11 protein-coding genes are annotated in these 13,448 nt (G+C 36.8%); 7 read left to right on the top strand and 4 right to left on the bottom strand.

Annotated features, from left to right (window positions below; genetic code table 11):
- Positions 1-28 precede the first annotated feature (28 nt).
- The 3 genes from KI375_RS00230 to KI375_RS00220 all read left to right on the top strand — a co-directional run bounded on the left by KI375_RS00230 (position 29) and on the right by KI375_RS00220 (position 2,997).
- A complete protein-coding gene (locus tag KI375_RS00230; protein ID WP_212971563.1) occupies positions 29-1,210 on the top strand; it encodes a Gfo/Idh/MocA family protein in 1,182 nt (393 codons plus the stop codon).
- Positions 1,211-1,422: 212 nt separating this feature from the next.
- On the top strand, positions 1,423-1,584 hold the full coding sequence (locus KI375_RS00225; RefSeq protein WP_212971562.1) for a hypothetical protein: 162 nt from the start codon (positions 1,423-1,425) through the stop codon (positions 1,582-1,584).
- A 12-nt stretch (positions 1,585-1,596) separates the two neighbouring features.
- Positions 1,597-2,997, top strand: a complete 1,401-nt coding sequence (locus KI375_RS00220) for an extracellular solute-binding protein (RefSeq protein WP_280528611.1) — start codon at positions 1,597-1,599, stop codon at positions 2,995-2,997.
- Positions 2,998-3,220: 223 nt separating this feature from the next.
- Here the strand turns inward: KI375_RS00220 and KI375_RS00215 are convergent, their stop codons facing one another.
- The 4 genes from KI375_RS00215 to KI375_RS00200 form a co-directional block, all read right to left on the bottom strand.
- Positions 3,221-4,066 (bottom strand): sugar phosphate isomerase/epimerase family protein, encoded by an 846-nt coding sequence (locus tag KI375_RS00215; protein WP_212971560.1) that lies wholly within the window; start codon positions 4,064-4,066, stop codon positions 3,221-3,223.
- A 95-nt stretch (positions 4,067-4,161) separates the two neighbouring features.
- Complete coding sequence (locus tag KI375_RS00210) at positions 4,162-4,854, bottom strand: LrgB family protein (protein WP_212971559.1); 693 nt, start codon at positions 4,852-4,854, stop codon at positions 4,162-4,164.
- Entirely contained in the window at positions 4,824-5,228 is a 405-nt protein-coding gene (locus tag KI375_RS00205) for a CidA/LrgA family holin-like protein (protein WP_212971558.1), read from the bottom strand. Before KI375_RS00205 ends, KI375_RS00210 begins: the two co-directional genes overlap by 31 nt.
- 288 nt (positions 5,229-5,516) lie before the next feature.
- Positions 5,517-6,416 carry an AraC family transcriptional regulator gene (locus tag KI375_RS00200; protein WP_212971557.1) on the bottom strand — a complete coding sequence of 300 codons (900 nt, stop codon included), beginning with the start codon at positions 6,414-6,416 and terminating at the stop codon, positions 5,517-5,519.
- Positions 6,417-6,555: 139 nt separating this feature from the next.
- Between KI375_RS00200 and KI375_RS00195 the strand changes: the two genes are divergently transcribed.
- From KI375_RS00195 to KI375_RS00180, 4 genes are all read left to right on the top strand, one after another.
- Positions 6,556-9,846: a DUF5107 domain-containing protein gene (locus KI375_RS00195; protein ID WP_212971977.1), complete on the top strand. Its 3,291-nt coding sequence runs from the start codon at positions 6,556-6,558 to the stop codon at positions 9,844-9,846.
- A gap of 438 nt (positions 9,847-10,284) precedes the next feature.
- Positions 10,285-11,583 carry an ABC transporter substrate-binding protein gene (locus KI375_RS00190; protein ID WP_244852122.1) on the top strand — a complete coding sequence of 433 codons (1,299 nt, stop codon included), beginning with the start codon at positions 10,285-10,287 and terminating at the stop codon, positions 11,581-11,583.
- A gap of 212 nt (positions 11,584-11,795) precedes the next feature.
- The gene (locus KI375_RS00185) at positions 11,796-12,629 is read left to right on the top strand and encodes a carbohydrate ABC transporter permease (RefSeq protein ID WP_212971975.1); all 834 of its coding nucleotides are present in this window, start codon (positions 11,796-11,798) and stop codon (positions 12,627-12,629) included.
- A gap of 6 nt (positions 12,630-12,635) precedes the next feature.
- Positions 12,636-13,442, top strand: a complete 807-nt coding sequence (locus KI375_RS00180) for a carbohydrate ABC transporter permease (RefSeq protein ID WP_374706786.1) — start codon at positions 12,636-12,638, stop codon at positions 13,440-13,442.
- Positions 13,443-13,448 lie beyond the last annotated feature (6 nt).

Genomic DNA, 13,448 nt, shown 5'->3' with positions numbered 1-13,448 from the left:
TCAATAAGAAGGTAAGGTGAAACAAGTAATGAAGAAAATAAAAGTGGGAATTATCGGCTCTGGCTTTTCTGCGTTGGCCCATGTGGAGGCGCTAAGACGTCTACCCGATATTGAAGTTGTTGCAATCTCATCAAGGAATAAGGAAAAAGTAGACAAGATTGCGGCTGAATTTCACATTCGACAAGCATATGCTGATCCGCATGAATTGATCCATGATCCTCATGTGGAGGTCGTTCATAATTGCACGCCAAATCATCTTCACTATGAGTTTAATCGTGATACTTTATTGGCTGGAAAGCATTTATTATCAGAAAAACCTTTGGGCATGAATAGTAAACAAACCAAAGAACTTGTAGAATTGTCCAATAAAAGTCCAGTGGTAAGCGGTGTTTGTTTTAATTATCGTCATTTTCCATTGGTTCGACAATTAAGAGATGAGATTCATTCTAACAAGCATGGAGGTGTTTATCATGTCCATGGTGGTTATTTGCAAGATTGGTGTTTGTATGACACGGATTATAGCTGGAGAATGGAGCAAGAGAAAAATGGCCCTTCCAGAGCAATGGCAGATATCGGTTCTCATTGGTGCGATATTACCCAGTATATATTAGGTAAAAGGATTGTAGAAGTGCTGGCGGATTTGAAAACCGTACACAATGTCCGAAAGAAAACGAAAAATCAAGTGAGTACATTTGAAAAAGGAGACATGTTTGAAACTCAGGATGTTCCTATTAATACAGAAGATTATGGAAGTGTATTGATTCGTTTTGAGGATGGGGTACAAGGCGTTTTTATGGTTTCTCAAGTTGCTGCCGGAAGGAAAAATCATTTGTTTTTGGAGATTGCAACTGAACATTTATCTTTTTCGTGGAAGCAGGAAGAACCTAATAAATTATGGCTAGGTAAAAGAAATAGAGCTAATCAGGAATTAGTTAGGGATCCCAATTTGTTGTCAGTGGAAGCTAGTCAACTTACACATGTTCCTGCTGGACACCAAGAAGGTTGGCCAGACGGGTTGAAAAATTTAATGATTGATTTCTATGGAACGATAAAAGGTGAAGTGAAAAATCCAAGCTTTGCAACCTTTCAAGATGGGCATCAAATTGTGTTATTAATTGAAGCGATTTTAAGAAGTCATAGGAATAAGCAGTGGGTGAAGGTAGATAACAAGAGGATGGATAGTGAAATTTTGTTGGGGGAATTGCATTGAAAGGAATATGGTTTTATTCATAATAGTAGTGTCTTAACTACACCATGGGAAGGAGCGGGGATTATCTGAAGCTAAATATTTTATTTGTGGGAGGAGTGGAACTATATGTTTCACTCCTTTTTGTGGTTAAGAAAAAAGGAGGTAGATCCCCGCTTGGCTATGCAAACTCTAGGTAATTATGTAGAAGTTCCAAAACTAAGAGACATGAAATAATGAATAAGAGGTTAATATTTGCCTCGTGTAGTAATAGTGAGTCTTCCAAAGAAACAATTGATAACGACAACGTTAATGAAAAGGGGATGCCGATTGTGAATGATCCTATTACGATAAATATGATGGTGGGGAAAGGTAGCCATTATGCATCAATAGATTGAAATGATCTCCTTGTGTGGCAGGAATACGAAAAAATGACGAATATTCATGTCGAATGGGAACAGGTAGTAGGTGATTCAATAACAGAAAAGAGAAATCTTGCTTTGGCAAGTGGGAATTTACCAGACGTTTTTTATCATACCAGCTTGACCAATGTAAACCTATATGAACATGGTAAACAAGGGACATTTATTGCACTCAATGATTTAATTGATGACTATGCACCTAATTTTAAAAAGATTTTAGATGAAATTCCTGAAATTAGGAAAGCAATTACTTTTCCAGATGGAAATATATATTCATTTCCAACAATCGTATCTGAAGATTTTTTATCCTTACGTGTCCAAGCTGCTCTTTGGGTAAATCAAACCTGGCTTGATAAATTAGGAATGGATGTGCCAGAAACAACTGATGAATTTTATAAGTATCTTAAAGCTGTTAAAGAACAAGATCCTAGTGGGGGAGAGGTTGATGTAATTCCATATGAAGGACCTGAAATAGATAATCTTATTGGTTACCTATTAGGTTCCTTTGGGATAGCTAATAAGGGGCGGGCTAATCCTAATATCGACCTGGATCCTGATGAAGATAAAGTGCGTTTTTATGCTAATACAGATAGATATAAAGCGATGCTTGAATATTTGCATAAATTATATAGTGAAGAGCTTATCGCACAAAATATATTTAATATGGAACCTAACCAATTTTTAGCTAACGCATCGGAAGGTGTATATGGTAGCTCGGTTCATTATAATCCTATTACTGTTTGGGATGAAGAAATAGGAAAAAACTATGTTAGTGGTATAGCTTTAGAAGGTCCTTATGGGGATCAGAACTTTGTGAAGCTTTCCCCTATAACGTATAGTATGGGAAATTTTGCGATTACAAAAGAGAATGAAAACCCCGCCGCAACAGTTAGATGGTTGGATCATTTCTACAGTGAGGAAGGAATCAAGCTCTTTTATATGGGAATAGAAGGTGAAACTTATCAAGAAGCCTCTGATGGGAGTTATGAATATGTAGAAAAAATTACAGACAGTCCAAATGGCTTAACGTTTGAACAAGAAGCATCAAAATATGTTCCTTGGTTCGGGATGCCTATGGGAACAATCAAGGAAGAGTTTTTCTTAGGAACAGCAAGTTCAGAAGGAGCGATAGAGGCGGCAAAAAAAGTTGAACCATATACACCTGAAGAAATATGGCCCCAATTTACGTATAAAGATGATGAAAGTAGGGATTTAGCATCAGTAGGAACTGATATTGATAAATACGTTGAAGAGATGCGTGACAAATTTATTACGGGAAATGTTCCGTTTTCAAAATGGGATGATTATGTAAAGACACTAGATGAAATGGGATTAGATAAATACATGGAAATTAAACAAGCAGCTTATGAGAGATATAAAAATAATTAATATAACCGTTTAAATCACTATGATTTGGTCCTTTTGGGACAATAATTATTTCCCAAAAGGACCAGAAAGTAATTATGAGTCATTCTGAAGTAAGGATAGAGGGGCATGTACGAGGTGCAAGAAGATGTTGCTAACCTATGATGCACGGCTATAGTTGAATGACTAAAAGCACGACGACGAGTATCGCTCTATCTTTGCCCTTCTCCACCTCCACCTCCACCTTTTACCAATTGTCGGAGATAACACTACGTGTGAAATCTACACTTGTCTTAAAATCCTCTTCATTATGAATGCCATGCAAAAGCATCCCACCTGTATAATTGTACTCTTTTAACTTTTCAAGGTAGTAGGGAAAGTCGACAATCCCGTTGCCAGCATGGGTAAAATCAAGCTCGCTTCCCTCTTTAATGTCCTTCCCATGCGCGATATAGATATCATTTCCTAGTAAATCAAATGCTTCGTCGATAATGGGCCGAACATACTCCTTTTTTGCTTGCCCCTTCTGAAATAAATTGGCCACATCCATGATGATTTTTAGCCGTTTAGACTGAAATTCGTCTAATAGCCAGCGTGCTTTTTTTGCGGAATTGACGCAATTGCTTGCTTCACATTCGATCCCCAAAATCAGATCGTGACGTTCAGCTATCTCCAACACCTTTTCCATGGAATCCATCATATCATCCCAAGCGGCTTGCGTATTGTTATCCTCATGAAAACGCCACATGTTCTGTGGATCCCTGCTACCTGTGCATAGTGTGATAAAACGGCAATGGAGGTCTTTACATGCTTGTGCAATGACTTCAAATCCTTGGAGCCCAATATTTCTTTGTTCTCTATCAGGATGGATCATATTATAAGTGCCATTAATCGCCACGATATCGACGCCATTGCGTTGCGCAGTTCGATAGATTTCTCGTGAGAGTGCTGGATCAATGGAGGCAGGCAGCTGTTCCTCGCCTACCGACAAAAAGTCAAATTGAACTTCTGTAAAGCCTTTTTCAAGGATTGCCGAAAACAACTCCTCGATGGAAGACCGCTTAATCTCAATTGAATACATACCTAGCTTCATCTTTTATCATTCCTAACTAGTATGATTTTTCTTTTAAATCGCTTTCCGTTTTCTCGTCGTGGCCCCTTTAGAATCCAGGGTTAACTCTCTTAATCTCAAATATTAAATAGCCATACAACGATTGGACCTAAAACAGATCCAATGATGGCACATAATGTCATTGTAACAGAACTCATAGAAAAGGTGGGTTCCCCGTATTCTGCTGCTTTTGCGGTGCCGATGCCATGTGACGCACTACCGAGGGCAATGCCTCTTCCAATCGGGCTATGCACTCGCGCAATCTTAAAGAGGGTAGGGGCAATGATGGCGCCAAAAATCCCTGCGATCATCACACCAACAACCGCCAGGGAAGGATTTCCTCCGAGTCCTCTAGCGACATCTATAGCAACAGGGGTTGTAAGGGATTTAGGGATAATGGAGAGAATGAGTATTTGATTGATTCCGAGTATCTTCGTTAAGAGGGCGATACTGATCATTCCGGAAACGGCACCGACCAAAACGCCTCCTAATACAGGGAATAAATGGCTCATCAAAAAATGACGTTGTTTATACAAGGGATAGGCAAGGGCTACAACGGATGGTCCTAAAAGAAAATGAATCCATTGTCCTCCGATCATATAACGTTCGTAAGGAATATGGAAAAGCAAAAGAATCACGATAATAAGTGTAGTGGCTGTTAAAACAGGAATGAAAACTGAAAAGGAATAGCGTTTGTATATTTTTGTCATAACAAGAAAAGCGATGACGGTTAATAAAATCATGCAGAACCCGAAGAAACCTTGCTGCATTCCTCTTCATCCTCTCCTTTTTGTGCCTTTTTCTCAAAAAACTGGCCGGCCATCCCTGTGATGATAATGGAAATGATGGTACTTAAAAGAATGGCTATAACGAGCAATGCGCCATGTAACGAAAGTAAGGATGGGTAGTCCATGATCCCAACTGTAGCTGGTATAAACAGTAACATTAAAATACCCAATAAAAAACCAGCTCCACTTTCAATAAACTTTACTGGGATTATTTTTAAACACAAACAAATGAAAAGTAAGATAAGTCCAATAATACTGCCTGGAATGACCAAGTGGAAGAAATTTTGAATAACGGTTCCAACAAAATGAAAAAGATATAAAATACATATTTGCAAAATGATGACAAAGATTTTCATGATGGCATCGCTCCTTTCGGAACCGACCATGAAGTCTACATGGGAAGCGAACTCAATCAGGCCATGATCCCGTATAATATGCGGATTATCCTTATTATATAAGTATAGATGGAAACGGGATTGACATGCAAATGGATAGAAATATTTGGAGCCCCTTCACCTCATTTTTTTAAGTCTCCCCAATGAACTGGAGTGAAAATTCCTATGATATAAAATATATGCAAAATAGCTTAGCTAAAAACATAACACGCCAATAGTCACTAATGGTAGATTTCGCTAAACGGGTACTTATGCTTTTAAGGAATCATGAACATTCTTGGAAAATTTTACTCGATAATCTTTTGGAGAATAACCTGTGTTTTTTTTGAAGAGTCTTGAAAAATAATAGGGATCTTGATAACCAACTTTTTTTGCTATCTCATAGATTTTAAGATTGGATAATTTTAAATACTTACAGGCTTGTTCGATGCGCATTTCAATAAAATATTCAATTGGGGACTTGTTCGTATAGTTTTTAAAAAGAGAATTTAGATAACTTGAAGAGATTTCTAAATGTCTAGCAAATTCGGTTAAATTGATATCCTGATCAATGTTTTCACTCATAAAACTAATGCACTTTGCTAGATAAAGATTTTTCTGATGAGAAATACTTTCATCAGTTAAAACGAATATTTCTGATAAAACCAGTCTTAGAAGTTGGGAAGTACAAGTAATCATTTCATCGGAATTGACATTTCCAGCCAACTCAAAAATATCAATAAAATGACCCTGTAAAATAACATATCTTTCTTTGGCTAGAACTTTTATTACCAATTTTTTATGTAAGCCCAAAAAATGGTCAAGGTTTGTATGAAAATGCATCCATAGAATCGACCAAGGATTGTTTTCGTTCGCATAGTATCGATGGGCTGCTTTTTTAGGAATACAAAAAATATCGCCACGACTCATGGATATGATCGAGTCGGGAATTTCAATGGTTCCTTGCCCTTCTAGACAATAGATCAGAACGAATTCATCAACGCCATTCATTCGTTCACGATAATGATATTTAGCATTTGGATAATAGCCGATTTCTAATATGTAAGTATGATCAACTAAAGGAGATTTTTTAATGAAATCATTTATGTTTGAAGGGAAGATAATATGTCGTTCATTACGAAATCCATCTTTTTTCTTTATTATGTCCATAACATTGCCTCCTATCCAAAAAAATTATAGCACCAAAAAGTAAAATAATCCATCTTTGATTGATTTATCCCATTCTTTCGAAAGCCTTAACATTGTAAAATTTGATTAACTTAAACATAAGGAGGACTAAAAAGTGAGTATGATTAGTGTAGAGGAGAAAAAACTTGTCATTCCAACTTATTTAACTTCGGAACCTGACAAAAACCCATTATTTTTTAAGAATCGGGTATATCAGGGGAGTAGTGGTAAAGTCTACCCTTTGCCCATTACCGAAAAAATATTCGATGAAAAAACGGATGTTGAATATTTAGCGGTCATCCTAGAGAACGATTACTTAGAAGTGACCATTTTGCCAAGCCTTGGTGGCCGTATTTATCGAGCAAAAGATAAAACAAACAATTATGATTTTGTCTATTACAATCAAGTGATAAAACCAGCGCTTGTTGGGTTGGTTGGACCATGGATTTCAGGTGGAATCGAGTTCAACTGGCCGCAACATCACCGTCCTACGACATTTATGCCAACTGAATATACCATTGAAGAGCATGAAGACAGCAGCGTCACTGTTTGGGTGAGTGAAATTGATCGCATGTATGGTACTAAAGGAATGGCTGGTTTTACGTTATACCCAGATAAAGCATACATTGAAATCACAGGGAAGGTGTATAACCGGACAGATATTCCACAAACTTTCTTGTGGTGGGCCAATCCAGCTGTACCCGCCAACGATCATACTATGTCAATCTTTCCACCTGATGTTCATGCGGTAATGGACCATGGGAAACGAGCGGTCTCTGATTTTCCGATTGCGACAGGAACTTACTACAAATATGATTACTCTGCAGGTGTTGATATTTCTCGCTACAAAAATGTTAAAGTGCCAACTTCTTATATGGCCTATCATTCCGATTATGATTTTATCGGAAACTATGATGAAAAGTTGCAATCAGGCTTACTTCATGTGGCAGATCACAATATCTCTCCAGGAAAAAAACAATGGGTTTGGGGCAATAGTGATTTCGGTCAAGCATGGGATCGTAACCTTACTGATGAAGATGGTCCGTATGTAGAATTGATGACAGGTGTTTTTACTGACAACCAACCAGATTTCACTTGGTTAAAACCTTATGAAGCAAAGCAATTTAAGCAATATTTTATGCCATACAAAGGGGTAGGGCGAGTTAAGAATGCCACAATTGACGGTGCGATTAATGTCGAGGCATATAATAATCAAATTGAATACACGCTCTATACTACGGAAAAACATGAATATGTGACAGTTATCGTTTTAAAAGATGGTAAGCAAATTCATTCGAATAAGGTGGCAACATCACCTAAGGATTTTGTTAAAGATTGTTTTGATTTTGAAACGGATGAATTTGATGAACATTTTGAGATTCAGGCATGGGGTGAAAAAGACAATCTTTTGGTAGCTTATCAAGGCTTTACAAAAGTGGAACAACCATTGCCAGATCCAGCTGAAGAAATTCCAGCTCCAGATAAGCTTAAATCAACAGAAGAACTCTTTTTGGCAGCTACACATATTGAACAATATCGTCATGCAACCTCCAATCCGGAAGATTATTACCTTGAAGGCCTCAGACGTGATGCATCAGATATTCGTTTGAATAATGGCTATGGAATGTATCTGTATAAAAATGGTGAATTTAAAAAGAGCTTTAAATACTTTGATCAAGCCGTTCAAAAACAAAAATGGAAAACACCCAATCCATTGTATGGAGAACCGCTCTTTAATCTTGGTTTAGTTCATCTACGTTTAGGTAATCAATCAGAAGCCTTCGATTGTTTCTATAAGGCAACATGGAATGAAGATACTCAAGGGGCGGCCTTCTATCAAATGGCCTGTATGTCACTAAGCAAGGGGAAAAGCAATGAGGCATTAGACTTTATCGAAAAGTCATTAATTAAAAATACTCATCATATGAAAGCTCGTGCCCTGAAAGCAATAATTGATCGCTTGCTAGGAAAAGACAATCGTTCATGGTTGGAAGAATCATTAGTGATAGATCACCTTGATTTGGCAAGTTATTATGAAAATTATTTGCTGACTGGCGATAAAGCGTCTTGGAAAAAAGTAATGCGTAACTGCTTGAACAACTATTTAGAATTAGCATTGGACTATATCCATTTTGGACAGTATACAGATGCTCTTGATATTCTAAATGAATGTTCAGTAGCTTCTCCGCTAGTTCACTATTACAAAGCCTATATCTACTGTTTGAAAGATCAAAAGGAGGAGGCTTGTGCAGAAATTTGTGAGGCAGAGAAGCAAGCTCCCGATTACTGTTTTCCTAACAAATTAGATGAAATTCTTATCTTAGAAAACGCCATTCACTTGCTACCAGAATCAACTGGTTTTGCGAGATATTATTTAGGTAATCTATTTTATGATAAGAACCGTTATGAAGATGCGATAAAATTATGGGAGGAAAGTGCTCAACAAAAATCAGATTTTCCAATCGTTTTTAGAAATCTATCTTTTGCTTACTTTAATCAATATGATGATGTTGAAAAAGCACAAGAAATGATCACGATTGCTTCGGATTTGGATCCAACAGATGCGAGGATTCTGCTTGAAAGAGATCTGCTCTCCGCTAAAGCGGGAAAATCATTAACGGAACGTATGGCGTTACTTGAAGAACGGATGGACACCACCCAATATCGAGACGATCTATATATTGTTTATATTGAATTGCTAAATAGTTTAGGAAAGTATAATGAAGCATTTAATAGAATATCTAAACGCAAATTCCATCCTTGGGAGGGTGGCGAAGGAAAAGTAAGCAATCAATACATGTACGCCTTGATTGAACAGGCCAAAAAGTTGCTGAGGGAAAACCCTGAAGGGGCAATCAAAAAACTTATCGCTTCGCAAAGCTTCCCTGTCAATCTAGGTGAAGGGAAACTACCCAATGTAGAGGATAATATTTCTAATTATTATATTGCAAAAGCCTATGAGATTCTAGGTGACCAAAAACAGGTGGAGCTCTTTTTCAAAAAAGCAGCCTCAGGAACCAGTAAACCCGAAAGTGTTTTGTATTACTACGATCAACCAGCGGATACGATTCTTTATCGGGGAATGGCGCATGAAGCTTTAGGCAAACTTGAGACAGCTAGAAGCTGCTACTATCAGTTAATCAGCTATGGGAAAAAGCATCTATTTGATGAAGTGTCATATGATTTCTTTGCAGTATCATTACCAGCTACCGTTGTGTTTAAAGATGATTTAAACAAAAATAATCAAATTTATTGTCGCTATCTAATGGCCTTAGGGAATATTGGCTTGAAAAACTTTGCCGAAGCCAAAAAAGAACTTGAACATATTCTTTCAATAGTGCCGAGTCACCAAGGAGCCATTCGTCATTTGGCGTTGATTAGTGAAGATGAGATGGTCTCATTGAATAATTAAAGTTAGTTCCAAGCAGAAGATGAAAAACTATGAATGAACAGTTTTTCATCTTCTGCTTGAATGTTGAGGGACAAGTATGAACCCTCTAAAAAATAACTAACAGTTTATGAAATAACAAATAATGAACTTTCATAATAGTTGTTCAGTCAACCACTTCTAATAAAGGAAATCATTTTGGTTTTTCTTTTTCCCTAAGGGGAAAGTTTCTAACTGCTATAAATCAACCAAAAAATGAACTAAATCATCGTCTTTTGAATGAATATAATGATCTTATTTGAGTGGCAGAATCTCATAAAGTCGATTTTTGAAAAGACAGTAATATAATCCATGAATCAATATTTTTTTCCATTTTAAACTTGAAAACGCTATATTATATTGAAAATAATAGGAAAGTAAGATTTTCTAGCTATTTAAAGAAAATATGAGGAGGGGAAAAATGTGAAATTGAAGAAAGGTTTTATGATTTTATCAATAATGGTGGGTTTGATTACGTTAACTGCATGCAGTGATAAAGGGAACGCTGGTCAATCCGCCTCTCAAACCAAGGATGGCAAGAAAGTAGTTACTGTCTGGGCTTGGGACCCTGCATATAATATTGCAGCCTTAGAAGAAGCGAAAGCAATATATGAAAAGGAACATGATGATGTAAAAATTGAAATCGTTGATTATGCAAAAGCTGACTTGGAGCAAAAACTACACACCAATTTGGCTTCCGGTCAAAAAGAAGGTCTTCCTGATATCGTTCTTATGGAAAATTTGAACGCTAACAAATATTTAACTTCTTATCCTGGAGCATTTGCGCCATTAAATGACAGTCTAAATTATGATGATTTTGCTACACCAGTGGATTTTATGACAATCGATAAGGAAACCTACGGTCTACCATTTGGATCGGCAGTTTCAGGAATGTATTTCCGCCGAGATTATTTTGAAGAAGCTGGATTCAAGGAAGAAGACCTAAATGATATCACATGGGATGAATTTATTGAAATAGGTAAAAAAGTAAATGAAAAAACAGGTCATCAAATTTTGACCCAAGATCCGGGAGATGGCGGATTACTACGTATGATGGTGCAATCTGCTGGTTCATGGTTCTTTGATCAGGATGGTAATGTTGATATTAAAAATAATAAGGTGTTAAAAGAAGTAGTTGAACAGTATAAACGTTTAATGGATTCAGGAATTGTTAAAGTAAATAGCGGCTGGAGTGAGTTTGTCGCAGCATTCAATAGTGGAGAGGTAGCAACTGTTCCAACTGGTTCCTGGATTACGCCTTCCATTGTTGCCGAGGAATCGCAAAGTGGCAAGTGGGGAGTAGCTAAAATGCCTCGCCTTAATTTAAAGGAATCAGTAAACGCCACTGAACTCGGCGGTTCAAGCTGGTTTGTATTGTCAGCCAGCGACAATCAAAAAGAAGCAATTAGTTTTTTATCCAAAACCTTTGGTGGCAGTGTAGAACTCTATGATAAACTCCTTTCAAAACATGGTATTAGTTCTATGTATGCGCCAGCATTCACAAGTGAAGCGTATACCGAGCCGCAGGACTACTTTGGTGGGCAAAAGATTTATGAAGACTTTTCAAAATGGTCAGAAGAAGTTAAGGGTGTGAATTTTGGTATGTACACTTGGGAGGCAGACGCTGCTCTGATGAACGAGTTACAAAATATATTAAATGGTGAAGATGTTCAAGAGGGTTTAAACAAAGTTCAAGAACAAGTTGAGCAACAAATTCAATAAAAGATGAATTCGTAGGAAAGTATTCAGATTACCTTTTTTAGACAATTAGGAGGTATTATCAAATGATTTTGATAGTATTCTGATGTTTTCTGAATGGGCCTGGATACTTTCTTTTCCATCGGAATCTAGTACTCCTTATGAGGAGATAAAAGACTATCCTAAAAATAGGAGGAAAAATAGTGCACAATACCAAAAAATTGGACATCTTAAGCATGAAGTTTATCTTACCAGCAATCTTAGTGATTACCTTATTTTCCTTCTTACCGATGATTCAATCGTTTATACTTTCATTTCAAACAGGAAAAGGGATAGTGACAGAATTTGGAGGGTTAGCAAATTATCAGCGATTATTCAAAGATCCAGTGTTTCTGCAAGCCCTTAAAAACACTTTATTATTTTTAATTATACAAGTACCTTTGATGACGTTATTAGCATTGATTGCTGCAGCAATTTTGAATGATAAAAAATTGAAGTTTCGCAGTTTTTTTAGAATATGCATCTTTTTACCTTGTGTCACTTCATTGGTTTCCTACTCTGTATTACTCAAATCATTATTTTCCACGAGTGGGTTAATCAACGATATTCTATTAAATCTAAATTTGGCCCCAATCGATTGGTTACTTGATCCATTCTGGGCAAAGGTAACCATCATTATTGCCTTGACTTGGCGCTGGACTGGCTACGATATGATCTTCTTTCTGGCAGCAATGCAAAATATAGATAACTCAATTTATGAGGCTGCTAGATTAGATGGAGCGGGTCCTTTTAAACAATTTACATCCATTACTGTTCCGATGTTAAAACCAATTATCTTATTGACCAGTATCATGTCAACAAACGGTACTTTGCAATTATTTGATGAAGTCATGAATTTGACTAATGGTGGTCCTAATAATGCAACAATTACGATCTCCAAATATATTTATGATTTGTCGTTTAAATTCACACCGAACTTTGGGTATGCAGCGACAGTCTCCTACACGATTGTAGTCTTGGTTGCCATACTAAGTTTTATCCAGTTTAAATTCACAAATAAGAAAGATTAGGTGATTATAGTGAGACCAGCAACTATCCTTAAATATACCTATTTAGTAGTCGTTTCCTTTGTATCAATTTTTCCTTTTGCGTGGATGATTATTAGTGCTACCAATTCTTCGAAAGATGTATCAATGGGAAAAATGACATTCGGTTCTGAATTTATGAATAATTTAGCTAAGTTGAATCAAACCGTTGATTTGCCAACAGTAATTGGTAATTCCTTTAAAATCGCAATTATCTCGACGATTTTGGCACTAGTTTTTTCCTCAATGGCCGGCTACGCTTTTGATATCTATAAAACTCGAGTAACCAATATGATTTTTACCATATTACTTTTAGCGATGATGATTCCTTTTGTTGCGATAATGATTCCGCTTTTTCGAATGATGACCTCAGTCGGATTACTTAATAGTTATACCGCTGTGATCATTCCTGCAATCGCCACACCATTTTTAATATTCTTTTTCAGGCAAAATACACAATCCTTTCCGAGAGAGTTAATTGAAGCCGCTAGAGTGGATGGTCTCAATGAATTTCAGATTTTTCTAAGGGTATACATTCCTAGTATGAAATCAACTTATGCGGCAGCAGCGATTATTACCTTTATGGGAGCGTGGAATAACTACTTGTGGCCGTTAATCATGTTGCAAACAAATGAAACGAAGACTTTACCATTGGTTATTTCGTCACTTTCATCAGCTTATCAACCTGACTTCGGCATGATCATGGTAGGTATCATCATTGCAACGTTGCCAATGGTGATTGTATTTTTCGCAATGCAAAAGTATTTTGTTAGCGGTATGGTTGGTTCAGTAAAATAACATAAA

This window comes from Bacillus sp. J14TS2 (genome assembly GCF_018333015.1).
Classification (GTDB): domain Bacteria; phylum Bacillota; class Bacilli; order Bacillales; family Bacillaceae_C; genus Lederbergia.
Note: the sequence above shows the minus strand (reverse complement) of the source record. Positions and strands in the feature narration are given on the sequence as shown.